This is a genomic window from Pseudomonas sp. NPDC090752 (genome assembly GCF_055584805.1).
Genome location: NZ_JBVJLI010000005.1, coordinates 107053 through 133183 on the forward strand (window position 1 = coordinate 107053; position 26131 = coordinate 133183).

Annotated in this window: 23 protein-coding genes, 2 tRNA genes and 2 pseudogenes; 4 read left to right on the plus strand and 23 right to left on the minus strand. The window is 61.8% G+C overall.

What is annotated here, in order from left to right; genetic code table 11:
- Nucleotides 1-19: 19 nt before the first annotated feature.
- From rplI to rnr, 6 genes are all read right to left on the minus strand, one after another.
- A complete protein-coding gene (rplI, locus tag ACZ6YA_RS09220; RefSeq protein WP_012316464.1) occupies nucleotides 20-466 on the minus strand; it encodes a 50S ribosomal protein L9 in 447 nt (148 codons plus the stop codon).
- 20 nt (nucleotides 467-486) lie between these two features.
- A complete protein-coding gene (locus tag ACZ6YA_RS09225; protein WP_465896794.1) occupies nucleotides 487-1350 on the minus strand; it encodes a hypothetical protein in 864 nt (287 codons plus the stop codon).
- A 33-nt stretch (nucleotides 1351-1383) separates the two neighbouring features.
- A complete protein-coding gene (gene rpsR / locus ACZ6YA_RS09230) occupies nucleotides 1384-1614 on the minus strand; it encodes a 30S ribosomal protein S18 (RefSeq protein WP_003249563.1) in 231 nt (76 codons plus the stop codon).
- A 28-nt stretch (nucleotides 1615-1642) separates the two neighbouring features.
- Nucleotides 1643-2068, minus strand: a complete 426-nt coding sequence (gene rpsF, locus ACZ6YA_RS09235; protein ID WP_033701800.1) for a 30S ribosomal protein S6 — start codon at nucleotides 2066-2068, stop codon at nucleotides 1643-1645.
- A 306-nt stretch (nucleotides 2069-2374) separates the two neighbouring features.
- Complete coding sequence (rlmB, locus tag ACZ6YA_RS09240; RefSeq protein ID WP_465896795.1) at nucleotides 2375-3121, minus strand: 23S rRNA (guanosine(2251)-2'-O)-methyltransferase RlmB; 747 nt, start codon at nucleotides 3119-3121, stop codon at nucleotides 2375-2377.
- Nucleotides 3118-5700, minus strand: coding sequence for a ribonuclease R (gene rnr / locus ACZ6YA_RS09245; protein WP_465896796.1), 2583 nt, complete (start codon nucleotides 5698-5700; stop codon nucleotides 3118-3120). Before rnr ends, rlmB begins: the two co-directional genes overlap by 4 nt.
- 271 nt (nucleotides 5701-5971) lie before the next feature.
- Between rnr and ACZ6YA_RS09250 the strand changes: the two genes are divergently transcribed.
- From ACZ6YA_RS09250 to ACZ6YA_RS09265, 4 genes are all read left to right on the plus strand, one after another.
- A tRNA-Leu gene (locus ACZ6YA_RS09250) sits at nucleotides 5972-6058 on the plus strand.
- 87 nt (nucleotides 6059-6145) lie between these two features.
- Nucleotides 6146-6232, plus strand: a tRNA-Leu gene (locus ACZ6YA_RS09255).
- Between the two features lie 182 nt (nucleotides 6233-6414).
- Nucleotides 6415-7428, plus strand: a complete 1014-nt coding sequence (locus ACZ6YA_RS09260; protein ID WP_465896797.1) for an extracellular solute-binding protein — start codon at nucleotides 6415-6417, stop codon at nucleotides 7426-7428.
- Nucleotides 7428-8993 carry an ABC transporter permease gene (locus ACZ6YA_RS09265; RefSeq protein WP_465896798.1) on the plus strand — a complete coding sequence of 522 codons (1566 nt, stop codon included), beginning with the start codon at nucleotides 7428-7430 and terminating at the stop codon, nucleotides 8991-8993. The genes ACZ6YA_RS09260 and ACZ6YA_RS09265 overlap by 1 nt, the downstream gene beginning before the upstream one ends.
- Nucleotides 8994-9057: 64 nt before the next feature.
- Here the strand turns inward: ACZ6YA_RS09265 and ACZ6YA_RS09270 are convergent, their stop codons facing one another.
- The 17 genes and pseudogenes from ACZ6YA_RS09270 to ACZ6YA_RS09350 form a co-directional block, all read right to left on the minus strand.
- Nucleotides 9058-9432 carry a hypothetical protein gene (locus tag ACZ6YA_RS09270; RefSeq protein ID WP_465896799.1) on the minus strand — a complete coding sequence of 125 codons (375 nt, stop codon included), beginning with the start codon at nucleotides 9430-9432 and terminating at the stop codon, nucleotides 9058-9060.
- A complete protein-coding gene (locus ACZ6YA_RS09275) occupies nucleotides 9429-10403 on the minus strand; it encodes a hypothetical protein (protein ID WP_465896800.1) in 975 nt (324 codons plus the stop codon). The genes ACZ6YA_RS09270 and ACZ6YA_RS09275 overlap by 4 nt, the downstream gene beginning before the upstream one ends.
- 9 nt (nucleotides 10404-10412) lie before the next feature.
- Nucleotides 10413-10901: an Hcp family type VI secretion system effector gene (locus ACZ6YA_RS09280; protein ID WP_465896801.1), complete on the minus strand. Its 489-nt coding sequence runs from the start codon at nucleotides 10899-10901 to the stop codon at nucleotides 10413-10415.
- 251 nt (nucleotides 10902-11152) lie between these two features.
- Nucleotides 11153-11605: pseudogene (locus ACZ6YA_RS09285) on the minus strand (DUF2867 domain-containing protein).
- Between the two features lie 69 nt (nucleotides 11606-11674).
- Nucleotides 11675-12559, minus strand: coding sequence for a methyl-accepting chemotaxis protein (locus ACZ6YA_RS09290; RefSeq protein ID WP_465896935.1), 885 nt, complete (start codon nucleotides 12557-12559; stop codon nucleotides 11675-11677).
- Between the two features lie 21 nt (nucleotides 12560-12580).
- Nucleotides 12581-13273 (minus strand): annotated as a pseudogene (locus ACZ6YA_RS09295) (methyl-accepting chemotaxis protein); the annotation flags it as partial.
- Between the two features lie 511 nt (nucleotides 13274-13784).
- Nucleotides 13785-15077 (minus strand): adenylosuccinate synthase, encoded by a 1293-nt coding sequence (locus ACZ6YA_RS09300; RefSeq protein ID WP_300028445.1) that lies wholly within the window; start codon nucleotides 15075-15077, stop codon nucleotides 13785-13787.
- 56 nt (nucleotides 15078-15133) lie between these two features.
- The gene (locus ACZ6YA_RS09305; RefSeq protein ID WP_465896802.1) at nucleotides 15134-16321 is read right to left on the minus strand and encodes an ATP phosphoribosyltransferase regulatory subunit; all 1188 of its coding nucleotides are present in this window, start codon (nucleotides 16319-16321) and stop codon (nucleotides 15134-15136) included.
- 300 nt (nucleotides 16322-16621) lie between these two features.
- Nucleotides 16622-17491 carry a protease modulator HflC gene (gene hflC, locus ACZ6YA_RS09310; RefSeq protein WP_465896803.1) on the minus strand — a complete coding sequence of 290 codons (870 nt, stop codon included), beginning with the start codon at nucleotides 17489-17491 and terminating at the stop codon, nucleotides 16622-16624.
- The gene (gene hflK / locus ACZ6YA_RS09315) at nucleotides 17491-18672 is read right to left on the minus strand and encodes an FtsH protease activity modulator HflK (protein ID WP_465896804.1); all 1182 of its coding nucleotides are present in this window, start codon (nucleotides 18670-18672) and stop codon (nucleotides 17491-17493) included. The genes hflC and hflK overlap by 1 nt, the downstream gene beginning before the upstream one ends.
- 96 nt (nucleotides 18673-18768) lie before the next feature.
- A complete protein-coding gene (gene hflX / locus ACZ6YA_RS09320) occupies nucleotides 18769-20070 on the minus strand; it encodes a ribosome rescue GTPase HflX (protein ID WP_465896805.1) in 1302 nt (433 codons plus the stop codon).
- Between the two features lie 12 nt (nucleotides 20071-20082).
- Nucleotides 20083-20343, minus strand: a complete 261-nt coding sequence (gene hfq, locus ACZ6YA_RS09325) for an RNA chaperone Hfq (protein ID WP_003249532.1) — start codon at nucleotides 20341-20343, stop codon at nucleotides 20083-20085.
- A gap of 94 nt (nucleotides 20344-20437) precedes the next feature.
- Complete coding sequence (gene miaA, locus ACZ6YA_RS09330) at nucleotides 20438-21409, minus strand: tRNA (adenosine(37)-N6)-dimethylallyltransferase MiaA (protein ID WP_465896806.1); 972 nt, start codon at nucleotides 21407-21409, stop codon at nucleotides 20438-20440.
- Nucleotide 21410: 1 nt separating this feature from the next.
- Entirely contained in the window at nucleotides 21411-23309 is a 1899-nt protein-coding gene (gene mutL / locus ACZ6YA_RS09335) for a DNA mismatch repair endonuclease MutL (RefSeq protein ID WP_465896807.1), read from the minus strand.
- Complete coding sequence (locus tag ACZ6YA_RS09340; RefSeq protein WP_465896808.1) at nucleotides 23306-24736, minus strand: N-acetylmuramoyl-L-alanine amidase; 1431 nt, start codon at nucleotides 24734-24736, stop codon at nucleotides 23306-23308. Before ACZ6YA_RS09340 ends, mutL begins: the two co-directional genes overlap by 4 nt.
- A 20-nt stretch (nucleotides 24737-24756) precedes the next feature.
- Nucleotides 24757-25212, minus strand: a complete 456-nt coding sequence (gene tsaE / locus ACZ6YA_RS09345; protein ID WP_465896936.1) for a tRNA (adenosine(37)-N6)-threonylcarbamoyltransferase complex ATPase subunit type 1 TsaE — start codon at nucleotides 25210-25212, stop codon at nucleotides 24757-24759.
- Nucleotides 25209-26069 carry an NAD(P)H-hydrate dehydratase gene (locus ACZ6YA_RS09350; RefSeq protein WP_465896809.1) on the minus strand — a complete coding sequence of 287 codons (861 nt, stop codon included), beginning with the start codon at nucleotides 26067-26069 and terminating at the stop codon, nucleotides 25209-25211. The genes tsaE and ACZ6YA_RS09350 overlap by 4 nt, the downstream gene beginning before the upstream one ends.
- Nucleotides 26070-26131: the final 62 nt, after the last annotated feature.

Below are 26131 nucleotides of genomic sequence, written 5' to 3' on the forward strand. Positions count from 1 at the left end.
GCTAGCCAGTCAGCGCAGCTTAGGCAGCTACGACGACCACACGTACGGTGGCTTCAACGTCGCTGTGCAGGTGCACGGCTACGTCGTATTCGCCAACCTGACGGATGGTGCCGTTCGGCAGACGCACTTCAGCTTTGGCCACTTCAACGCCGGAGGCGGTCAGGGCGTCAGCGATGTCGTGGGTGCCGATCGAACCGAACAGCTTGCCTTCGTCGCCAGCGGTGGCAGTGATGGTCACTTCCAGCTCGGCCAGTTGGGCAGCGCGGCTTTCAGCCGACGATTTACGGTCTGCTGCAGCTTTTTCCAGCTCGGCGCGACGTTCTTCGAACGCAGCCAGGTTGGCGGCGTTGGCAACGGTGGCCTTGCCGAATGGCAGCAGGAAGTTACGGCCGTAACCAGCCTTAACCTTAACTTTGTCGCCCAGGTTGCCCAGGTTAGCGACTTTTTCCAGCAGGATCAGTTCCATTTGGTAAAACCTCTTAACTTTTAACCTTCACCGTTCGCGGAGTCATTCCCCTCAGGGGACTTGCGACCGCGAAAATCAATCAGGCTGTCGACAATGGCCAGAACCACGAGCAACGGATAAATCAGCTGCATTATGAGCGGCAACGTTACGTACATACCGACCAGCCAGAAACCGGCCAGTCGCCCCTGTGCCACCAGCCCATGCATCAAGGCGATGCCGGCCAGGACGAGCACCAGGCTGGACGCGGAAGCCAGGACGATGAACTGCGGGCCGATGAACGGGCCCAACACCATCGCGGCAACCAGAGCCAGCATGACCGCCCGCGGCAACTTCAGCGCGCGGAATTCGCGACCGAAGCCTCCAGGGTTGTACAACGCTGCTTGCCAATAACGCGCCAGCATCAATGCCAGCACGCTGAACAACTGCAGCATCACCGCTGTGGAAGCGACCAGCACAGGGCCGATCAGCTCACCGGGAATGACTGGCTTGCCTTCGACCTGCGGCAGCGCTTCGGAAAGCGCCTTGGCCAACACCTCGAAGGTTTCACGCAGTACCGAGTCCAGGATGAGGCTGTAGACCAGCCCCAGCACAACACTGAACAACAACACCCGGCTCCAGGAATGCCCGGCACGCAACAAGGCGGCCAGCCCCAATGTTCCCAACAGCACCAGCAAGGTGCTTGGATCACCAAAGGCCCAGATGGCCATCGCCGGCAAAAGGCCGAAGGCGATGACCATTGAAGCGTCCTTGAACCCGCGCCGCAGCAGCACAAGGCTGCCGGCAGCGGCACTCAACCAGAACAGCAGCGGTAATACCGCACTCACGACCACCACCAGGGTGGCCTGCACACGACCGCGCATGATGAAATCAGCCAACGCTCGCATGCTTATCCCTTACTACTTGTCGACAACCCGGTCTCAGCGGCCGTGGCTGTCGGTGTAGGGCAGCAGGGCCAGGAAGCGGGCGCGCTTGATAGCGGTAGCCAGCTGACGCTGATAACGAGCTTTGGTACCGGTGATACGGCTTGGAACGATTTTGCCGGTTTCGGATACGTAAGCTTTCAGGGTGTTGAGATCTTTGAAGTCGATCTCTTTCACGTCTTCAGCAGTGAAGCGGCAGAATTTACGACGACGGAAGAAACGTGCCATGTAATAGGCTCCTCAAAAGGTCCGTGGATTACTCGTCAGCGTTATCGCTGGAGTCGCTGTCATTGCTGTCATCGCCTTCGGCGGAGTCAGAATGCTCAGGACGCTCACGACGCTCACGGCGCTCGCTGCGGTTCTCTTCTGCCTTGAGCATCTCGGACTGACCGGTTACGGCTTCGTCGCGACGGATGACCAGGTTACGGATCACGGCATCGTTGTAGCGGAAGTTGTCTTCCAGCTCGGCCAGGGCCTTGCCGGTGCACTCAACGTTCAGCATCACGTAGTGAGCCTTGTGAACATTGTTGATTGCGTAGGCCAGTTGACGACGGCCCCAGTCTTCCAGGCGGTGGATTTTGCCACCATCTTCTTCGATCAGCTTGGTGTAACGCTCAACCATGCCGCCGACTTGCTCGCTCTGGTCCGGGTGAACCAGAAAGATGATTTCGTAATGACGCATGAATGCTCCTTACGGGTTAGTAGTCTGCCAGGATGCTGGTCAGACAAGGAGTGAATGACACTGTATGTCTTGCCATGGAGGGGAGGCACATGAGCGCCTGCCAGCTCGGCAAGGGGCGCAATTGTAGAGAAGGCGGGACGGACAAGCAAGGTGATTGGCGATTATTTGAACAGCCGGAAACACTTTAAAAGTATCAAGCCTCATTCGCGGGCAAGCCCGCTCCCACAGGATAAGCACAAGCTCCTAAGGCTGCTGTGTATCTGTGGGAGCGGGCTTGCCCGCGAAGAGGCCGGAACAGGCGGACGATCAGCGCTTGGCCTGACGCTGACGCACGGCCTCGAACAGGCAAACCCCGGTCGCCACCGACACGTTCAGGCTGCTCACGCTCCCCGACATCGGCAACTTGACCAGGAAATCGCAGTGCTCACGGGTCAGCCGGCGCATCCCTTTGCCTTCCGCGCCCATGATCATCACCAGCGGCCCGGTCAGGTCCTGCTGGTAAATCTCCTGTTCGGCCTCGCCGGCCGTACCGACCACCCACAGGCCACGCTGCTGGAGCTTTTCCAGGGTGCGCGCGAGGTTGGTCACGGCCACCAGCGGAATTGTTTCCGCGGCACCGCAAGCCACCTTGCGCACCACCGGCGTCAGGGTCGCCGATTTATCCTTGGGCACCACTACCGCCGTGGCACCGGCTGCATCGGCGGTGCGCAGGCAGGCGCCGAGGTTGTGCGGGTCGGTGACGCCGTCCAGCACCAGGATCAGCGGCGGCGTCTCGGTGCGCTCGAGCAACTCTTCGAGCATCAGTTCGCCCCACACCTGGCTCGGGCTGACTTCGGCGACCACACCCTGGTGCACGCCCTCGACCCAGGCATCCAGCTCACGGCGCTCGGCCTGACCGACCTGCACGCGGTTTTCTGCGGCCAGGGCCAGCAACGCCTGGATGCGCGGCTCGCTGCGCCCTTCCGACAACCAGATCTGCTTGACCCGCTTCGGATGGTGCTGCAGCAGTGCCTGCACGGCATGCACGCCGTAGATCTTTTCCAGCTGACTCATGACTTGTTCTTGCTCTTGCGTGGCGCGCCGCCGGATTTCGGCGGGCCTTTACGGTGCTTGGTCGGCTTGCCGGACGGTTTGGCACCTTTGTCCGACTTGCTGCTGGCATGCCCGCCACTGCGGGCATCGGTCATCAGCGCCTTTTTCATTTCGCGGCTCTTGCGCACATCGGCGTTACGCTGCACGGCGTCTTTCGGGAAGTACGCCTCGGAGGCCTCGCTCTTGCGACTGCGCGGCTTCGGCGTGGCCTTGGCCACCTCCACCGGCTGCTGCTCGGCTTGCTCGGCGGCCGGTGCGGCACCGCGATTTTTACGACCAATCGGGGCGGCGAGCTGCTGCTGGGACACCTCGAAGTCGATCTTGCGCTCGTCGAGGTCGACGCGCATGACCTTGACTTCAATGGTGTCGCCCAGGCGGAAGCTGCGCCCGGTACGCTCACCCGAGAGACGGTGATGCACCGGGTCGAAGTGGTAGTAGTCACCCGGCAGCGCACTCACGTGCACCAGGCCTTCTACATAGATATCGGTCAGCTCGACGAACAGGCCGAAACCGGTCACGGCGGTGATCACACCCGGGAAGGTCTCGCCGACACGGTCCTTCATGAACTCGCACTTGAGCCAATTGACCACGTCACGGGTGGCTTCATCGGCACGGCGCTCGGTCATCGAGCACTGCTCGCCGAGCTGGTCGAGGGTGTTGACGTCGTACGGGTAGATACGCGCCTTGGGAATGCTCATGGCACCGGCACGCTTGACGTGCGGGGTATCGACCTTGGAGCGGATGACGCTGCGAATGGCGCGGTGCACCAGCAGGTCCGGGTAACGACGGATCGGCGAGGTGAAGTGGGTGTACGCCTCGTAGTTCAACCCGAAGTGGCCGTTATTGTCGGTGCTGTACACCGCCTGGCTCAGCGAACGCAGCATCACGGTCTGGATCAGGTGGAAGTCCGGGCGCCCGGCGATGCTTGCCAGCAGCGCCTGGTAGTCCTTCGGCGAAGGGTCCTTGCCCTTGTGCAGGCTCAGGCCCAGCTCGCCAAGGAAGGCGCGCAGTTTTTCCAGACGCTCTGGTGGCGGGCCGTCGTGCACGCGGTACAGGGCCGGCACGCCGTGCTTGTTGAGGAATTCGGCGGTGGCGACGTTGGCCGCCAGCATGCATTCCTCGATCAGCTTGTGGGCATCATTGCGCACGGTCGGGCGGATTTCCGCGATCTTGCGCTCTTCACCGAAGATGATGCGGGTTTCTTGGGTTTCGAAGTCGATCGCGCCACGGGCGTGACGCGCTTCAACCAGCACCTTGTACAGGTTGTACAGGTTCTTCAGGTCCGGCAGGACTTCCTTGTACTCCTCGCGCAGCGCCTTGCCCTCACGGGTGCGGGCGTGTTCGAGCATGCTGCTGACCTTGTTGTAGGTCAGGCGGGCATGGGAGTGGATCACCCCTTCGTAGAACTGGTAGTCGACCATCTGGCCGGCTTTGTTCATGGTCATTTCGCAGACCATGGCCAGGCGATCGACGTGCGGGTTCAGCGAGCACAGGCCGTTGGAGAGCTCTTCGGGCAGCATCGGCACCACACGCTCGGGGAAATACACCGAGTTGCCGCGCTGCTGGGCCTCCACATCCAGGGCCGAACCCAGGCGTACGTAGCTGGACACGTCGGCGATGGCCACATAAAGACGCCAGCCGCCGGAAAACATGCGCAGCTTGCCCAGTGGCTCGCAATAGACAGCATCGTCGAAGTCGCGGGCATCTTCGCCGTCGATGGTGACGAACGGCAGATGGCGCAGGTCGATGCGCTTTTCCTTGTCCTTCTCTTCGACTTCGGAGCGGAACTTGCGCGCTTCCTTGATCACGTCCTGAGGCCAGACGTGCGGAATATCGTAGCTGCGCAGGGCAACGTCGATTTCCATGCCCGGCGCCATGTAGTTGCCGATCACTTCGACCACATCACCCTGCGGCTGGAAACGCGGGGTTGGCCAGTGGGTGATCTTGATCTCGACGAACTGGCCGATCTTGGCGCCGCCGTTGCGGCCCGCGGTCACCAGCACTTCCTGCTGGATCTTCGGGTTGTCCGGCGTCACGTAGCCGATGCCACCTTCTTCGAAGTAGCGGCCGACGATGCTTTCGTGGGCACGCGAGATGATCTCGACCAGCACGCCTTCACGGCGGCCACGGCGGTCGACACCCGAGACCCGGGCCAGGCCGCGGTCGCCATCGAACGCCAGGCGCATTTGCGACGGGCTGAGGAACAGGTCTTCGCTGCCATCGTCAGGGATAAGGAAGCCGAAACCGTCGCGGTGGCCGGAGACACGGCCGCAGATCAGGTCCAGTTTATCTACCGGGGCATAAGTGCCACGCCGGGTATAGATAAGCTGGCCGTCACGCTCCATGGCACGCAGGCGGCGGCGCAGGGCTTCGATCTGGTCTTCTTCATAAAGACCGAACTCGGCCGCCAGCTCCTCGCGCGCGGCCGGTTCGCCACGGTCGGCGAGGCGCTGCAGGATCAGCTCACGGCTGGGGATAGGGTTGTCGTATTTTTCCGCTTCGCGAGCGGCCTCGGGATCGAGGGATTGCCAATCGGCCATCAGAAGGGGTTCACCTTGGGGTATATAGATATGAATTCTGGCATAGGCCTATTGAAACCGGAAATGTCGGGCTTGGACAGCCCCAGCAGCATGTCCGGCGTGCGGCAATAGGCGTGTGGAATCAACAAGTTGAAATTTTTGAAATTTTTTTCGATTGGGGGCTTTACAGTCCTCAGGACCGCCCGTATAGTGCGCACCACAACGACGGGCAACCCCGGAGTTGTAGTAGAGATCAACGGCGCTGTAAAGCATCTTGTAATCTCGAATGTGTGCCCAGGTGGCGGAATTGGTAGACGCGCTGGTTTCAGGTATCAGTGACCGCAAGGTCGTGGAAGTTCGAGTCTTCTCCTGGGCACCAAGTATTTTCAAGTAACAGATGACCAAGGATCTGTTACTACTGTGTGAAGCGAACGATAGTCGCCTTCATCAGATGATGTAAAGCTTTGCCCAGGTGGCGGAATTGGTAGACGCGCTGGTTTCAGGTATCAGTGACCGCAAGGTCGTGGAAGTTCGAGTCTTCTCCTGGGCACCATACAAAAACCCACTAGCTTGCTAGTGGGTTTTTTCTTGCCTGCGATTTTTGCATCGCCCTCCCCTTCATGGCCGCAACCCACCCAAGGTCTGACCATGAATTTCTCGTCACCCGGCCACTTGAGAAACGATTTCGTTTACCATTGTTTCCAAATATGTAGCCGTAAGCGAGGAAGTACCCGCATGACGATCCGTCCGCAACCGCTGATGCGCACCCTGGCCGCCGCTGTTCTGAGCCTGGTGATCGGCGCTCCGGCCGCCATGGCAGACGACCCGGTCAGCCTGACCATGTACAACGGTCAGCACAAGGAAATCGGCGAAGCCATCGCCAAGGCCTACGAGGCCAAGACCGGTATCCACATCAATATCCGCAAGGGCAGCAGCAACCAGCTGGCCAGCCAGATCATCGAGGAAGGCGACCGTTCGCCGGCCGACATCATCTACACCGAAGAATCGCCGCCGCTGAACAACCTGGGCGAATTGGGCCTGCTGGCGAAAATCGACGCTGCCACGCTGAACATGCTGCCCAAGGAATACGTAGGCGCCAACGGCACCTGGATGGGCGTCACCGCACGTACCCGCGTGGTGGTGTTCAACCCCAAGAAGATCGACGAGAAAGACCTGCCGACCACGGTGATGGATTTCGCCGACCCTGAATGGGACGGCCGCGTCGGCTTCGTGCCGACCAGCGGTGCCTTCCAGGAACAGGCTGTAGCCATTCTCAAGATGCACGGGCGTGAAGCCACCGAAGAATGGCTGACCGGCCTGAAAGCCTTCGGCAAGACCTACACCAACAACATGGTCGCCCTCAAAGCCGTGGAAAAAGGCGAAGTCGCCGCCGTACTGGTGAACAACTACTACTGGTACGCCCTGGAGCGCGAGCGCGGCAAGCTGGACTCCAAGCTGTACTACCTGGCCGACGGCGACGCCGGCAACCTGGTGACCATCTCCGGGGCCGCTGCGGTCAAGGCCAGCAAGCATCCGAAAGAAGCCCAGGCCCTGCTCAACTGGATGGCCAGCGAAGAAGGCCAGCGCGTGATCACCCAGACCACCGCCGAATATCCGCTGCATAAAGGCATGGTTTCCGACCGTGGCCTGAAACCGTTCGAAGACCTGCGCCCACCGAAGATCTCGCCGGCCGACCTGGGCAATGCCGAGGAAGCGCTGGAGCTTGAACGTGAGGTCGGCCTGCTCTGATGACTGCCGCCCTGTCCGAGCCGGTGCCGGTACGCTTCGTACCGCGCCGCAAGCGCCCCTCGATCTGGGTGGTGCTGCCTGTGCTGTTCCTGGTGGCGATGAGCTTGCTGCCGTTGCTGTACGTTGCCATGAAAGCCTGGGAAGCCGGCTGGCGCGAAGCCCTGCACCTGCTGTGGCGCCCGTTCGTCTGGGGCCTGATGCGCAACACCCTGATGCTGATGGTCGGGGTGACGCTGGCGTGCATGGTGGTCGGCCTGGCCCTGGCCTGGCTGCTCGAACGCAGTAACCTGCCCGGGCGCAGGTTGTGGGGCGTGGTGCTGTGTCTGCCGTTCGCCGTGCCGTCGTTCGTCAGCAGCTTTACCTGGGTGTCGTTAAGCTCGGACTTCGAAGGCCTGGGCGGGGCGATCCTGGTCATGGCTTTGTCCAAGTACCCACTGGTGTTCCTGCCAGTGGCCGCGACCCTGCGCAACCTCGACACATCGCTGGAAGAGTCGGCGCGAACACTGGGCTGCACCCGCTGGGGCGTGTTCAGCAAGGTCACTCTGCCGCTGCTGTGGCCGTCGATGCTCGGCGGTGCACTGCTGATCGCCCTGCACATGCTGGTGGAGTTCGGCGCCCTGTCGATCCTCGGCCTGCAGACGTTTACTACGGCGATCTATCAGCAGTTCGAGCTGGAGTTCAGCAACGCCAACGCCGCGATGCTGTCGGCGGTGCTGCTGGCGCTGTGCCTGGCGATGCTCTGGCTGGAACTGAAAGTTCGCGGCAAGGCGCGCCACGTGCGCATCGGCCAGGGCGTGGCACGCCGTGCCAAGCCTGTACGCCTGGGTGGCTGGACGCCGCTGGCGCAGCTGTTCTGTGTGGGGCTGGCGATACTCGGTAGCGGGATTCCGCTGGCCATGCTCGGCTACTGGCTGAGCGTGGGTTCGTCGGCGGCGTTCCCGGTCGCGGCGATAAGCAAGGCTCTGTTGACCTCACTGTCGGTGTCGCTGGGTGGCGCAGGTTTCTGTGTGCTACTGGCGCTGCCGGTTAGCTTCCTGGTGGTGCGCTATGAAGGCCGCCTGGCGGGCTGGGCTGAGCGCTTGCCGTACCTGCTGCACGCCCTGCCCGGCCTGGTGATCGCACTGACCCTGGTGGTGTTCTCGCTGCACTACGTGCCGGCGCTGTACCAGACCACCGCACTGTTGCTGCTGGCCTATGCGCTGCTGTTCCTGCCGCTGGCCCAGGCGCCGGTGCGCACCGCGTTGAACAAGGCCTCGCCAACACTCGAAGAAGCAGCCCGCACTTTAGGCGCCAGCAGCTTTGCAGCGTTCTGCCGGGTGACTCTGCCGATCATCTTCCCGGCACTGGCGGCGGCGTTTGCGCTGGTGTTCCTTGATGCCATGAAGGAACTCACCGCTACCCTGCTGCTCAGCCCGACAGGCATGACCACCCTGGCCACCGAGGTCTGGGCGCATACCGCCAACGTCGAGTTCGCGGCGGCGGCGCCTTATGCGGCGCTATTGATCGTGGTGTCGGGGTTGCCGGTGTATTTGCTGACTACGCGGATGTATTTGAACAAGGCTTGAAAGCTTGCCCAGGCTGCCATAGGGCTTGGGCACACGCCTGAATTTTTGAGACTACATCATCGACTCACTTTAAAATCCCTATTAGCCAGTTGAAAGCAAAAAATAAGATCGTCGATAACACAAGCCCTACCCACGACGGTAGCAGAACCCTTTTCATAGGCCTTGGAAAGTTCTCGATATCCGAAGCATCTGCCACACCTTTTCGCACAAATAGCCCCGGAATCATGAGCATATTTGCAGCCAGGCAAGTACGCATTAATTTCCCAACAAAACCGGCCGCTGAAAAGTTATCCTTATTACTCTGAATGTAACTACATTTCATCAAGGCCGTTTCAATGTCGTCCGTGTATCGACAGGCCAAATAAATCATCACACACACGCTGATTGCCATACAGGCGAGCAGAATAGATGCGACTAATGTCAATGCTTCGGCACTCATTTTCGCACTCCCTCATAAATCAACTCCCCCAGACTGCCCATCCACTCCCCACCGTAGTCCCCTCCATACTTCCCCCCCACCGCCGCACCAATTACGACGCATGTGACCCCTCCAAAACCTGCCGAGGGGATTCCAACCGCCACACACAGAGAGCTTAGCAACGCACCTCCCACGACCCCACCACCGGCGCTACCAGAAACCCTACCGACCAAGGCGCTGGTCTCAACGTATCTAGCTTTTCTGCAATCTTCCTCTCGACCCAAAGTGCAAGCCATGTGGATGGCGAGACCTGTAGAAGCTACCTCCAATGCCGTACCTAGGTAAGTCCCCTTTTTTATCAAGTTCGCCGCACTCGAAACACCGGTCACTTTATCTGCATACTTGGCAATCTCCCCTGTGTGCAAATAGCTTTTGGTGGAGATTTCCAACATTCTCTTAATCGACCCCCTGTTACGCAAACCTGATCCGAACGCGGCCATTTTGTCGAGTTTTCCCTCCAGCGCCAGGAACAAGCTCGCCCGCTTCGCGTAAAACTCATCACGCGACCTTAGCGAGCCTTCACCCAAGTATGCTCTATGCAACTCGTCAATTTGCACTAGCGTGCTCTTGATGGACTCCAGATGTTTGCTCCACCCATCAGTAGCAACTCCCACCCCAGTAGAAACATGCCCAATCAATGTCTGCAGCATTTCAAAATTATCAAGGAAGAAGTCATCTACCCCTGCGCCGTTGATTTCAAGCTGGTGATGTATCTCCACCGCCTTCGCCATTAAATATGCTTCATGGCTCGTACATGAAGGTGTACTAGGATCACCCACAATGACCAGCTCCCCACCAACAACTACGCCATTGGCGATATGCGCATTCAATACATCAAACTTGGCCCGCTGGTTGGCCGACATCGGGGTGTCGGCCTTCAGGGACTCATACGACTGCGCTTGCGGATTAATAAAGCTGCGTGCCTCGGACATGGTCGCACCTCACGCATACTTCTTGTTGTTGATGCGGTCCCAACCGCCCGTAACGTTGCCGCCGGCGCTGCCGTCGAGGCGCTTCTGCCGCGTGTAGGTCGTCTTGATGCGCCCGTAGTTCAATTGCACTACTTCCACTGGCACCCCAGCGCTGGCGCTCTGGGCATAGTCGGCGATGATCACTTCCTCGAGGACGACTTCGTAGTACTTGAGCTTATCGCCACCAGCACGACAGAGTACGAGCTTCACCTCCTTGAGGTGCTGCCCGGCGCAGCTAGCCTCCAGCAGCTTGCAGCTAGCACTGTCCAGGTATTTGGTGAAGGTAAAGTTGGTGAGCGTGGTGCGGCCTGATGATGCGCCGCCCGCTGAGCTTGCGGTGGCAGAGGTACTCTGGTTTGCACCGAACTTGTAGCCGATGATTTCGATCCAGTTGGCGTACTGGTCGTCCAGCGCTTCGCCAGTGATTTCCGCGATTTGAATATAAGCATCGAAAGCCATGCTTACCTCTCCTTGGTAAAGATTGGGCTGATAACGACGATGTTCCGACATCGCCGTCCTGAGGTTGTTCCTGAAGAAAGCGGCGAAGTTTACCGAGTGCCTTCAGGCCCGATCGACACTAGCCCCCTGTGTATAGCGCTGCAACAGCAAACATACTAGCGGGCCCTATTTGGGAAATTTCTTACAATTTTTTGTCGAAGATGCTTGCTTGTTCACGTAAATGAATGTTTCACACTCACATTCAGCGCTGTCTACATATTCGCCAACATCCGACGCAAGATCAGGCCATGTACCTGGCCAACCGGCAGCATGTATAGCCGGCCAAAGGCATTAAAACCCTGCACCGACGTGGTCACTTTCAAGCGCAGCCCATCCACCTCCATGCAGACCATCACCGCCAGGTGCGTATCACGCTAAGTCAGCACCAGTTGCTGGTCGCTGATGGCCTCGACGGTGAAGAAGTTCAGGCGCTCACCTACAGCCGGCACATGCCCTGGATCGCGGGGGTAGAGGCCATGGATATCGGCGACATTGAATCGACGCGAGATGAAGTCGCGAATGCGGAAGGCCCTGGCCAGCCAGCCTGGGACATCCGAGGTCATGGCGCAGTAGGCTTGCAGGGCAGTCATCGGGAAAATGAGCTGTACGCTGTCACTGTGGAGAAAATTCAGGTCGGCCTGGGCGGCGACCAGCTGGGCGGACATGAGCAACTCCCTTTGTCATGTGTCGCCGACAGCATAGCAGCACCGCTCAGGTGTGGGAGCGCGCGAGGATCAAGCCCGGAACTGGCCCAGGCTGGCGCGTAGTTGCGTTGCCAAGTCGTCCAGTACCTTGCTGCTGGCGGTGGTCTGCATCACCACTTCCGCCGAGCGCTCGGCCTGGGCATGGATCGTTTCTACTCGGCCACGAACCGCCTGGGCGCCGTGGGCTTGCTGCTCAGCGGCGCGGGTCGCCAGACCAATGGCGGCATGCACCTGCTCCACCGCCGCCTGTACGGATTGCTGACGGCGCTCGTTGTCGCGCAGCACCGAAAGGCCTTCACTGGCCTTGAGGCCGGCCTGGACGATGGTCGCCACCGCTTCTTTGGCGCCCTTCTGCAGCGCTGCGATATGCGCCTGAATGTCTCCGGTAGAGCTTTGCGTCTTGCTCGCCAGTGCCCGCACTTCATCCGCCACTACAGCAAAGCCGCGTCCGGTTTCGCCGGCACGCGCCGCCTCAATGGCCGCGTTGAGGGCCAGCAGGTTGGTCTGCTCGGCGATGCCGTGGATCACGGTCAGCACCACCTCGATCTGTTCGCTCTGCCTGGCCAGCCGCTCGATCACCTGGGCACCGGTTTCGACCTGGCCGGCGAGGTTCTCGATCATGCCGGCCAGTTGCGTCGAAGCACGGCTGTTTTCATCGGTGGCCTGGCGAATGTCGACCACCTGTTGCAACGCTGCCTGCATGGCGTGGCTCTCGGCCTGGGCTTCGTCCGCCATGCTCGACAGGTCGCGCAGACTGGCGGCCACTTCGTCACGCTGCAGCGCAGCGGCGGCATCGGCACCAGCATTACGTTGGGCCATGGCGCCGATTTCAACGCCGGTACGCTGCGCCACTTCGCCCGCCTCACGGACGATTGGCTGGAGCTTGTCGACGAAGCGGTTGACTGCCGAGGCCATGTCGCCAATCTCGTCGCGGCTGTCGAGGTTGACGCGCTTGGTCAGGTCGCCCTCACCGGCCGCCAGGTCGTTGAGGGCGGCAATCAGCAGGCGCAACTTGCTGAGCACCCGCCGGCCCAGCACCACAGCCACGAGCACCAGCACGCCCAGGCCAACCAGCACCAGGCCCAGGCCAATCCGCCAACGCAGCTCTGCAGCTGCATCGCGCACGGTTTGCGCGGTATTGGCTTGCATCGCGGTGGCGCTACCCTGCGCAGTTTCCAAACGTTCCCGGAGGGCCTTGCCACTGTCCGCCGCCGCTGCGCCAAGGCTATCGCCCACCAGTTGCTCGCCGCTGGCGATCAAGGCGTTGAAGCGCTGATCCAGCGCCTTGAGCTCCTGATCGACACCGGTAGTGGAGACGCCCATCAAGACCTTGCCGATTTCCGCGCCATTGGGGTTGATCGAGGCCTCGACGAAATACACCGACGGATCGCGGCGGGCAGCTTCGAGCACCTTGTCCAGAGCACGCTCACCTTGGCCTTTTTCCATCAAGGCCTGGTTGATCGGGTTCTGTCGGTTCAGGTAGCGGGTCAGGTGCTGGCCCTGGGCGTCGTCATAAATTACGAACAGCACATTGGGATTGCGCTGGGCGCGGCGGGCGAAGTCGGACAGCGTCGGCACGTCGTTGTCCCAGATCGCCCGTGGTGCAACCGACGCCAACAGTTCGGCCATGTCGTTGGCTGAGTCCTTGAGGTTCTTTTCGAGCGTCGTGCGCAGTTGTTGCTGCTCGCTTTGCAGACGATCGGAAAGTCCCGCGCTGAGCCGCTGGCGAGTGCTGCTGGAAAGACTGTCGAGCCCGGCACGGACATCCTGCCCGGCCTGCTCCAGCTCGCTGGCGAGCTTGCGGCTGTCAGTGCCCAAGCGCTCGCCAAGGTCGGACTCAAGGGCAGTGACCGTGCTTCGGGTCAGCGCAACCGCCACCAGCACCTGCACCAAAAGGGCGATACCGAGGGCAACAAACACAGGCCGCAAGAGGCGGCTTCGTAACACTGAAAGGATGGCAGACACGGTGAAACCCTCGTGCTTTCTGGCGCCATTATTTTGATGGCATCTACAGAAACTTCTTACAGCAAGGGTTGTGCCGAGCACAGCAGGTATAAGCGCCAAGGTTTAGCAACGGCCACAAATGAAAACGCCGCAACCCTTTTCAGGGCCGCGGCGTCAGATCAGCCTGGAGGGCAGATCAGGCAAACGGATGACGCAGCACGATGGTCTCGTTGCGGTCCGGGCCGGTGGAGATGATGTCGATCGGCGCGCCAACCAGCTCCTCGATACGCTTGATGTAAGCGCGAGCAGCTTCTGGCAGGGCTTCCAGGGACTTGGCGCCCACGGTCGACTCGCTCCAGCCTGGCATCGTTTCGTACACCGGCTCCAGGCCGATGTAGCTGTCGGCGTCGGACGGGGCGTCATTGACGGCGCCGTTTGCGTCTTTGTAGCCAACGCAGATGTTGATGGTTTCCATGCCGTCCAGCACGTCCAGCTTGGTCAGGCAGATGCCCGAGATGCTGTTGACGTCGATGGCGCGACGCAGGATGACGGCATCGAACCAGCCGCAGCGACGGGCACGGCCGGTGGTCGAACCGAATTCGTGGCCACGCTTGGCCAAGCCAGCACCGGTTTCGTCGAACAGTTCGGTCGGGAACGGACCGGAACCTACGCGCGTGGTGTAGGCCTTGGTGATACCCAGGATGTAGTCCAGGTACATCGGGCCAACGCCTGAACCGGTGGAAATGCCGCCAGCGGTAGTGTTGGAGCTGGTGACGTACGGGTACGTACCGTGGTCGATGTCCAGCAGCGAGCCCTGGGCGCCTTCGAACATGATGTCCTTGCCAGCGCGACGCAGGTTGTGCAGCTCAGCGGTGACGTCGAGCATCATCGGCTTGAGCAGCTCGGCGTATTCCATGCACTCGTCCAGCGTCTGCTGGAAGTCGATGGCCGGCTCTTTGTAGTAATTGACCAGCTGGAAGTTGTGGTAGTCCAGCAACTCGCCGAGCTTGGCGGCGAAACGCTCACGGTGGAACAGGTCACCGATACGCAGGCCACGGCGGGCGACTTTGTCTTCGTACGCAGGGCCGATACCCCGGCCGGTGGTGCCGATCTTGGCTTCGCCACGGGCTTTTTCGCGGGCCTGGTCCAGGGCCACGTGGTACGACAGGATCAGCGGAGCAGCCGGGCTGATGCGCAGGCGCTCGCGCACCGGCACGCCCTTCTCTTCCAGCTTGGTGATTTCACGCATCAGGGCATCGGGCGCAACGACCACGCCGTTGCCGATCAGGCACTGCACGCCTTCACGCAGGATGCCAGACGGAATCAGGTGCAGAACGGTTTTTTCACCGTTGATCACCAGGGTGTGGCCCGCGTTGTGGCCACCCTGGTAGCGCACTACGGCGGCAGCATGTTCGGTCAGCAGATCGACGATCTTGCCTTTGCCCTCATCACCCCACTGGGTGCCCAGGACGACGACATTCTTACCCATTACATTGGTCCTCATTCACGCAAACTTGGTTGCCGGCCTACTGCCGACGCAGAAACTCAATGGGTCAGCGGCAGAACCTGCCAGCGCCCGTCTTGCTGAATCAATTGCCGATCACAATCCGCCTCGAGAGCAGCACTCAACGGCTGGCCAGGCAGAGCCTGGACCACACGCTGGCCCTCGTTGCGCAACTGGCAGACCTGCTGCCAGAGGGCCGCGTCGCCACTGTCGGGCATCCAGATGCCGCCAGTTGGCAATACGACCTCCGCTCGCCCCAGTGTGACCAGGGTCTTCAAATCCGTGGAGAAACCGGTGGCCGGGCGCGCCCGGCCAAAATCAGCGCCGATGTCGTCATAACGACCGCCCTGGGCGATCGATTGACCTTCGCCGGGGACGAACACGGCGAACACCACGCCGGTGTGGTAGTTGTAGCCACGCAGTTCGCCGAGGTCGAAGTACAGCGGCAAGTCCGGGTAGCGCGACGCCAGGCGATCAGCGATCGCCAGCAAGTCGTCGAGTGCCGCCAGCACGCTGGCCGGAGCACGGCCCAGGCGCACGCGGGCTTCGGCCAGTACTTCACGGCCACCGCACAGTTCGACCAGGGCGCGCAGCATGTTGCCAATGTCCTTCGGCAGGTCGGCGGTCAGTGCCTGCACTTCATCCACCGACTTGCGCTGTAGAGCGTCGAACAGCTGCTGCTCTACCGCGCCCGACAGGCCGGCGGCGCGCGCCAGACCGCGGTAGATACCGACATGACCGAGGTCCATGTGCACATCCGCGACGTCAGTCAGCTGCAGGGTGGCGAGCATCAGGCTGATGACTTCGACATCGCTGGTGGGGCTGGCGTCGCCGTACAGCTCGGCACCCAACTGGATCGGGCTGCGCGAGGTGGACAGTGCCCGCGGCTGGGCGTGCAGCACGCTGCCGGCGTAGCACAGGCGGCTCGGGCCTTCACGGCGCAGGGTATGGGCGTCGATGCGCGCCACCTGCGGGGTGAAGTCGGCGCGGAAGCCCATCAGGCGGCCCGACTGCGGGTCGACCACCTTGAAGGTGCGCTGGTCCAGGTCCTGGCCGGCGCCGGTGAGCAGCGACTCCAGGTACTCGATATGCGGGGTGACGACCAGTTCGTAACCCCAACTCTGGAACAGGTCCAACACCTGGCGGCGCGCGATCTCGATGCGCGCAGCCTCAGGTGGCAGTACTTCCTCGATGCCATCTGGCAGCAGCCAGCGGTCTACCGTTGCCATTACGCCATTTCCCCTCTGGTCCGGGCGGCTTGCCGAGAGGCCAGCCGTCAGTAAAGCCGGTATCGCGCACAGCAGCGGGCAGCACTGATCCCAGCGCAACCACCGTACCCGACACCCTCAAATTGCCTTGCGAGCTGACCAAACCGTCAACTGGCGTTTCGCCAATTGACCTTGCAGACGCAAAAAAGCCGGGAAATTTCCCGGCTGCCGCATCTTACACCCCTTTTCATTCAGAATGCACCCCGCCTGGTGTTTTAGCTGCCAGGCGGGGCGCCACCCCCTGAAACGAGGCTCAATGCATTACGGCTTGCTCTTGTCCAGATAGCGGAAGAACTCGTTCTTCGGATCCAGGACCAGCACGTCGCTCTTGCTGGAGAAGCTCTCGCGGTACGCCTGCAGGCTACGGTAGAACGCATAGAAATCGGCGTCCTGGGTGTAAGCCTTGGCATAGATGGAAGCCGACTGGGCGTCGCCATCACCGCGGGTTTCTTCAGCTTCGCGATAGGCTTCGGCCAGCAGTACTCGGCGCTGACGGTCGGCATCCGCACGGATACCTTCTGCCAGCTCGTTACCTTTGGCGCGATGCTCACGGGCTTCACGTTCACGCTCGGTGCTCATGCGGTCGAACACGCTGCGGTTGACTTCCTTCGGCAGGTCGATGGCCTTGACGCGGACGTCAACGACTTCGATACCCAGCTCCTTGGCCGCCATGCGGTTCAGCGAAGCGGTGATGTCAGCCATCAGCGCGTCACGTTCACCGGAGACCACTTCGTGCAGGGTGCGTTTACCGAACTGGTCACGCAGGCCGCTTTCCAGACGACGCGACAGACGCTCATCGGCGATCTGCTTCATGCCGGAAGTGGCGGTGTAAAAACGTTCGGCATCCTTGACGCGCCACTTGGCGTAGGCGTCGACCATCACCGCTTTCTTCTCCAGGGTCAGGAACCGCTGGGTCGGAGCGTCAAGGGTCATCAGGCGGGCGTCGAACTTGCGGACCTGGTTCACGTACGGAATCTTCATGTGCAGGCCAGGCTGGACATCCGCCTGGACCACCTTACCGAAGCGCAGCATTACCGCACGCTCGGTCTGGGCCACGATGTAGAAGCTGTTCCAGCCGACGATGGCCAGGACCACGACGGCGATCAGGGCGATCAGCGATCTATTGCTCATCAGCGGCTCTCCCTAGTACGCAGCTGCTGCTGTTGCTGTTGCAGGTCCTGCGCCGCACGTGCCGCCGCGTCGTTGGCCGACGGGGAAACACTGGTGGTTGGCGCGGACGTGTTGCGGCTGCCTTCGACCATCTTGTCCAGCGGCAGGTAGAGCAGGTTGTTCTGCCCGTCCTTGGTGGCCACCATGACTTTGCTGGTATTGCTATAGACCGCTTGCATGGTCTCCAGGTACAGGCGCTGACGGGTCACGTCAGGTGCCTTGCGGTACTCGGCTACCAGCTTGGTGAAGCGGTCGGCCTCACCCTTGGCGCGGGCGATGACTTCGTCGCGGTAACCGTTGGCGTCCTCGATGATGCGCTGGGCCTGACCACGGGCTTCCGGCACCACGCCATTGGCGTAGGACTCGGCCTGGTTGCGGGCACGCTGCTCGTCTTCACGGGCGCGGATCACGTCGTCGAAGGCTTCCTGCACTTCACGCGGGGCTGCCGCGCTCTGTACGTTGACCTGGGTGACGGTGATGCCGGTACGGTAGTTGTCGAGGAAGCGCTGCAGGCGTTCGCGAATATCCACGGCCATCTGCTCACGGCCTTCGGTCAGCACCTGGTCCATCGAGGTGGAACCCACCACGTGGCGCAGGGCACTGTCGGTCGCATGCTGGAGGCTGACTTCCGGCTGGTCGACGTTGAGCACGAAGTCCTGCAGGTTGCTGATCTTGTACTGGACGGTCAGCGGCACCTCGACGATGTTCTCGTCTTCGGTGAGCATCTGGCCCTGCTTGGTGTAGGCACGCTCACGCGTGACGTTTTCCATGTACTTGCGATCGAATGGCGGGAAGTAGATGTTCAGGCCGGGACCGACCGTCTCATAGTACTTGCCGAAGCGCAGCACCACGGCTTGCTCCTGCTCGTCGACCACGTACACAGCGCTGTACAGCCAGATGGCAGCCAGTACCGCCAGGCCGATGCCCAGCAGGCCATAGCCCCCGCCCTTGCCGACATTGCGGTCACCGCCGCCACGTTTCTTGCCGCTGCCGAACATGCCGTTCAGGCTGTCCTGCAGTTTGCGGAAGGCCTCGTCCAGATCCGGCGGGCCTTTTTTATCGCCACCACCGCCGCCGCCACCACGGCGACCGCCCCAGGGATCCTGATTGTTCGAGTTGCCACCCGGCTCGTTCCAAGCCATAGCGCTCTCCATCTGATAAAGCAAAGACGCGCCCACGGCGCGCCGTCCAATGCTACAGAATGCCTGCCACTGCTGCCCGACGACCTCGGCGGGCATTTATTGCAAAGTGTGTTGCTCGACAAACACTTGCGGCTCCATGCCTTCGCGGCTGACCAGGCGATTCAATTCGACCATGGGCAATCGCACACTCAGCAGGCTGCGCCCTTCTTCGTCATGCTCCTCACCCCGCACGGCACCCAAGGCAAAGAATTGCGCGCGCAAGCGCGCAAAACGCTGCTCCAGGCACAGGGTACCGACAAACAGATCATCCCCCAGCAATTCGGCAATCGCCTGACCGACCAGCTCCAGGCCACGCCCGTCTCGTGCCGATACCCAGACCCGCTCCGGCTTGCCGTCGGCGTCGCGCTGGATCTGCGGCTCGACATCTTCGAGCAGGTCGAGTTTGTTATAGACCTCAAGGATCGGCAAGCCTTCTGCACCGATCTCGCCCAATACGGCCAACACCTGCTCGATCTGCTCCATGCGCTCCGGCTCATGGGCGTCGATCACATGCAGCAGCAGGTCGGAGTTGCTCGACTCTTCGAGCGTAGCCCGAAATGCTTCGACCAGCTTGTGCGGCAGGTGACGAATGAAGCCTACGGTGTCGGCCAGCACGATCGGCCCAAGGTCGTTGAGCTCAAGCCGGCGCAGGGTCGGGTCGAGGGTGGCGAACAATTGGTCGGCGGCGTAGACCTCGGACTGGGTCAGGGCGTTGAACAGCGTGGACTTTCCGGCGTTGGTGTAGCCCACCAGCGATACCGACGGGATATCCGCGCGCTTGCGCCCGCGACGCGCCTGCTCACGCTGGCTGCGGACCTTCTCCAGGCGTGACTTGATCTGGCGAATGCGCACCCGTAACAGGCGGCGGTCGGTTTCCAGCTGGGTTTCACCTGGGCCGCGCAGGCCGATACCACCTTTTTGTCGCTCAAGGTGAGTCCAGCCGCGCACCAGCCGCGTGCTCATGTGCTCAAGCTGGGCCAGTTCGACCTGCAGCTTGCCTTCATGGGTACGCGCCCGTTGGGCGAAGATGTCGAGAATCAGCCCGGTGCGGTCGAGCACACGGCACTCGAACACACGTTCGAGGTTGCGCTCCTGGCTGGGCGTGAGGGTGTGATTGAAAATCACCAGGTCTACCTGTTCGGCATGAACCAGGTCGTGCAGCTCTTCGACCTTGCCGCTGCCAATCAGGTATTTGGCGGTAGGCTGATGCCTGGCCACCGTGACCAGCGAGACGATGTCGGCGCCGGCCGACAATGCCAGCTCCTGAAACTCCTGCGGGTCTTCGCGCGCCTCAGGGTTCTGACCTTCCAAGTGAACGAGCAGCGCCCGTTCACCACCACCGTGGCGCTCAAAGAACAATGCAGGCTCCTATCAGGCGTTGCCTGGTTCGCTGTCGCCGTGTTCGGAATCAGTCGGGCTTGGCAGGCGAACCGGACGCGCAGGAACTACGGTCGAAATGGCGTGCTTGTAGACCATCTGGCTGACAGTGTTCTTCAGCAGAACCACGAACTGGTCGAACGATTCGATCGAACCCTGCAGCTTGATGCCGTTGACCAGATAGATCGAAACCGGGACCTTTTCTTTTCTCAAGGTGTTCAAGTAAGGGTCTTGTAGCGAATGCCCTTTTGACATATGCCGCACTCCTGTAAGGATCAATAATAGAAAATCAAAGAAATCGATAAGTTAGGCCGCCCCTTCGTGAGAATAGACGGCAATCAGCAGGGACTCAGCTCAATATGGAGACGCTTCCCAGGTATTTCAAGGTGCGGGACAGATTGTCGCAGGCCAGGCTGTCGAGCCAGTGCACGTCGGACCAACCGCGCAACCAGGTGAACTGCCGCTTGGCCAGCTGGCGAGTGGCAATGATACCGCGTTCTCGCATCTCATTCTCAGTCAGCTTGCCGTCGAGGTAGTCCCAGACTTGCCGATACCCCACTGCCCGTATAGACGGCAGCCCGGCGTGCAAGTCACTTCTGGCTCGCAGCGATCGGACCTCGTCGACGAAGCCCTGTTCCAGCATCTGCGAAAATCGTAACGCAATTCGCTGATGCAAAATGTGACGATCTGTAGGAGCAATCGCCAAACTCGCGACAGTATAGGGCAAATGCCCGTCAGCGCCTGCGTCTGCGGCGCTACTTTCCGCGAATTGACGCTGGCGATGGGCCGTCATGCTTTCGCCACTCACCCGGTAGACCTCCAGCGCGCGAATCAACCGCTGTGGGTCGTTGGGATGGATGCGTGCGGCAGACACCGGGTCCACCTCGGCCAGTTGCCGGTGCAACTCGGCCAGGCCCAGCGCTTCGGCTTGGGCTTCGAGCTCAGCACGGACTGCAGCGTCGGCGGGCGGCATGTCTGCCAGGCCGTCGAGCAAGGCCTTGTAATAGAGCATGGTGCCGCCGACCAGCAGCGGGATCTTGCCGCGTGCGGTGATCTCGGCCATCGCCTCCAGGGCGTCGCTGCGAAATTGCGCGGCGGAATAGCTTTCGGCCGGGTCGCGAATATCGATCAGCCGGTGCGGATGGGCCGCCAGGATCGCCTTGGAGGGCTTGGCGCTGCCGATATCCATGCCGCGGTAGACCAGCGCAGAATCGACGCTGATCAATTCGCACGGCATGACCTTGGTCAGCTCGATGGCGAGGTCGGTCTTGCCGGCCGCCGTCGGGCCCATGAGGAATATTGCTGGGGGCTTGCCGCTCATGTCATCGACCGCGCAGGAAAAGTTTGTCCAGGTCGTCCAGGCCCATCTGGGTCCAGGTCGGTCGGCCATGGTTGCACTGGCCACTGCGCTCGGTGTTTTCCATGTCACGCAGCAGGGCGTTCATCTCGGGGATGGCCAGACGCCGGTTGGCGCGCACGGCGCCGTGACAGGCCATGGTACCGAGCAGTTCGTTGAGGTGCGCCTGAATGCGATCGCTGGTGCCGTACTCCATCAGGTCGGCGAGCACATCCTGCACCAGGCGGTTGGCCTCGGCCTGCTTGAGCAGCGCCGGAATCTGGCGGATCGCCAAGGTCTCGGGGCCCAGGCGCTGCAGCTCGAAGCCCAGCCGCTGGAACCACTGGGCATGCTCCTCGGCGCAATCCGCTTCGCGCTGGCTCAGCGCCAGCGTTTCGGGCACCAGCAGCGGCTGGCCGCTGAGGCCTTCGCTGGCCATCGCCACCTTGAGCCGCTCGTACATGATGCGCTCGTGGGCGGCGTGCATGTCGACCAGCACCAGGCCGACGGCGTTCTCAGCGAGGATGTAAATGCCCTTGAGCTGGGCCAGGGCGTAGCCCAGCGGCGGGATGTCGCCCTGGCTTTGCGGCAACGCCGAAGGGGCTACGGCGCCGTCGTTCAGCGGTTTGTAGAACTCGCGGTAGGCCGCCTGGGCTTCTGCCGCTGGCAGTGGCTGTGACGGCCGCGGGGTGTATTGATACTGGTAACCCGCGCCGCTGCCGCCGTTGGAAATCGAATGCTGGGGCGCCTGGGGCTGCTCCAGCACTGGTGAGGCCAGGCGCATTTCGCCTTGCGGGCCGAATTCACCGACTGATTGACCGGTCGGGCGAACCAGCTCAGTTGCCGCTGCCGGCGCTGCCAACTGGTCTTCCGGGCGCACGTCAGCCAAGGCACGGTGCAGAGTGCCATAGAGAAAATCGTGGACCGAGCGCCCCTCGCGGAAGCGCACCTCGTGCTTGGTCGGGTGCACGTTGACGTCGACGCCGTTGGGCTCAAGCTCCAGAAACAGCACGAAGGTCGGGTGACGGCCATTGAACAGCACGTCGCGGTAGGCCTGACGCACCGCATGGGCGACCAGTTTGTCGCGCACTGCACGACCGTTGACGAAGAAGTACTGCAGGTCTGCCTGGCTACGTGAGAAGGTCGGCAGGCCGACCCAGCCCCACAAGCGCAAGCCGTTGCGCTCGACATCGATTGGCAGCGCCTGCTCCATGAAGCCGGCGCCGCAAATGGCGCCGACCCGGCGGGCGCGGGCGGTTTCGTCGTGCGCTTCATGCAGGCTGAGGATGCTCTTGCCGTTGTGGCGCAGGTGGAAACCCACATCGAAGCGGGCCAGGGCCAGCCGGCGGATGACTTCCTGCAGGTGGTCGAATTCGGTCTTCTCGGCTTTGAGGAACTTGCGTCGGGCCGGAGTATTGAAGAACAGGTCGCGCACTTCCACCGAAGTACCCACCGGATGCGCCGCCGGTTGTACTCGCGGGGTCATGTCGCGGCCTTCGGTTTCGACCTGCCAGGCCTCGCCGGCACTGGCCGTGCGCGAGGTCAGCGTGAGACGTGCCACCGAGCTGATCGAAGCCAATGCCTCGCCCCTGAAGCCCAGGCTCAGTACACCTTCGAGGTCTTCCAGCTCACGGATCTTGCTAGTGGCGTGACGCGCCAGGGCCAAGGGCAGGTCATCGGCGGAAATGCCGCTGCCATCGTCACGCACCCGCAGCAGCTTGACACCACCCTGCTCGACTTCAACATCGATGCGCCGGGCTCCGGAATCAAGGCTGTTCTCCAACAGTTCCTTGGCCACCGACGCCGGGCGCTCGACCACCTCACCGGCGGCAATCTGGTTGGCCAGCCGCGGGCTGAGCAGCTGGATGCGCGAACCACCGTTCATTGCGCAGCCAGTGTGGTAGCAGGGACGTTGAGGTGCTGGCCGACCTTCAATTCATCGGTCTTCAGGCTGTTGGTGCTGCGCAGGCTGGCCACGCTGACCTGGTAGCGCACGGCCAGCATCGCCAACGTTTCACCCGGGCGTACGGTATGCTCACGCGGCCCCTGGGCGATCTTGCCACTGTCGCGCAGCCAGGCGATGTAGGTGCCGGGCGGCGGGTTTTGCTGGAAGTACTGACGCACACCGGTATGGATCGAGCGGGCCAAGGCCTGCTGATGGCTTGATGTGGCCAGCTTGGCGGCCTCGTTGTTGTTGGAAATGAACCCGGTTTCAACGAGGATCGATGGAATATCCGGCGACTTCAGCACCATGAACCCGGCTTGCTCGACGCGCTGCTTGTGCAGCGAGGTGACGCGACCCATGTTGCCCAATACTTTTTGCCCGACGTTGAGGCTGGAGCTGAGCGTGGCGGTCATCGACAGGTCCAGCAACACGCCAGCCAGCATGCGATCTTTGTCGTCGAGGCTGACGTTGCCAGCACCGCCGATCAGGTCGGAACGGTTTTCCGCGTCGGCCAGCCAGCGCGCGGTTTCGGACGTGGCGCCACGGTCGGACAGGGCGAACACCGAGGCGCCAAAGGCAGCGCGCGACGGCGCAGCATCGGCGTGGATCGAGATGAACAGGTCGGCGCCCTTCTTGCGGGCAATCTCGGTACGCTTGCGCAGCGGAATGAAGTAGTCACCAGTGCGGGTCAGCTCGGCACGATAGCCTTTCTCGCCGCTGATCTGGCGCTGCAGCTCCTTGGCGATCTGCAGCACGATGTCTTTCTCGTGCTGGCCGCGCGAGCCGGAAGCACCTGGGTCTTCGCCGCCATGGCCGGCGTCGATGGCGACCACGATGTCGCGTTTGCCGCTGGGTACCGGTGGCAGCTTGATTGCGGGCTGAGCCGGGGATACCGGCACGGCGGGCGTGGTCACCGGGGTTTGTACCGGCGTTGGCGGTGCTACCGGCGCCGTGGCGGCAATGGCATCGGCCTCCTGGTCATACAAGTCGACTACCAGGCGGTTGCCGTACTGGGCGTTGGGCGCCAGGGTGAAACTCTTTGGCGTGACCGATTTTTTCAAGTCGACCACCACGCGCAGGTCGGTAGGCGTGCGCTGGGCGGAGCGCACGCTGCTGATTGGCGTGTTCGAGGTGGAGACGTTAAGCGGCGCGCCCAGGGTCGCGCCATTGATATCGATGACCAGGCGATCCGGTGCACTGAGGGTGAAGACGCTGTGCTGCACGGGGCCAGACAGGTCGAAGACCAGCCGCGTGTTGTCCGGCGCGCGCCACAGGCGCATGCTCTTGACTTGAGTGACGGCCAGAGCGTCAACGGTCACCGTTGTCAGCAGCAGCCCAACGAACGCGACCAGTGCGCGTATGCGCATACCTACCCCACTTACTGTTTTTAGTGTTCGCCCAGTGCCTTGCACCAAGCCTCGCCGCGAGCCCCCTGCGGCGAAAGGTGAAGCGAGCGTCCGCCCGCTTGGGGGCTTATGGTAATGGTCAGGTCAGGCTTTGGCAAAACGCCCGCACCCTTTTCTGGCCATTCGAACAGGCACAGCGGGTCACCCTCGAAATAGTCGCGAATGCCCAGGTACTCAAGCTCCTCCGGGTCCACCAGGCGATACAGGTCGAAATGGTAGGCGCGCACATAACCGATTTCGTAGGGTTCTACAACAGTGAAGGTCGGACTTTTCACTGCACCAGTATGGCCAAGGCCACGGATCAGCCCTCGGGAAAGCGTAGTCTTGCCTGCGCCCAGGTCGCCTTCCAGAAAGATCACGCCGCGACCGCCGGTCACTTCGGCCAGTGCCGCGCCGAATTTGACTGTGGCCTCTTCATCGGCCAGAAACAGGGTTATGCCAGACACGAAGAATGCTCCTCCAACAACTCACGAATGACCGGCGCCAGATCACTGGCCGCCAGGCCTCTACCTTTTACACCCAGACGTTCGCCGGCACAGGCGTGAAGCCATACCCCGAGACCCGCTGCGCTCCAGGCATCCAGGCCCTGGGCCAGCAACGCCGCCAACACGCCAGTCAGGACATCACCCAGGCCCGCGCCGGCCATTGCCGGATGACCTCGCTCACACAGCATCAACTGTCCGGCCGGGTCGGCCACCAGCGTACCGGCGCCTTTCAATACACAAATGCTGTTGTAACGGCGCGCCAGCTTGCGCGCGGCGCCCGGGCGATCAGCCTGCACCGCCTCGGTGGAAATCCCCAGCAGCCGCGCCGCCTCCCCGGGATGCGGCGTGAGGATGCTGCCACTGGGCAATGCCAGCGGGGTGCGCGCCAGCAGGTTGAGCGCATCGGCATCCCACACTTGCGGCCGCTCGGCATTGGCCACCGCTGACAACAAACTGCGCCCCCAGGCGGCTTGACCAAGACCAGGCCCGACCACCAATACCGAAGCGCGCTCCAGCACGCCCATCAGCTGGTTGGCCGAATTCACACCCAGGCACATGGTTTCGGGCAGGCGGGTAAGTCCTGCAGCCACGTGTTCGGGGCGAGTCGCCACGCTGACCAGCCCAGCACCGCAACGCAAGGCAGCTTCAGCGCTAAGCAGCACGGCACCGCCGGTGCCGAGGTCGCCGCCCACCACCAACACGTGGCCGAAGTCGCCTTTGTGGGCATGCGCATGCCTGGGGGGCAGGCGCGCAACGGACACGCTGCTGAGCAGTTGCGGGATGTGACTGGGGTGTTTGGTCTGCGGCATGGGGTCAAAGGCTCCAATGTCTGGCAGAATTATACGCACCTGAGCCCGTATTGCCTTACCCA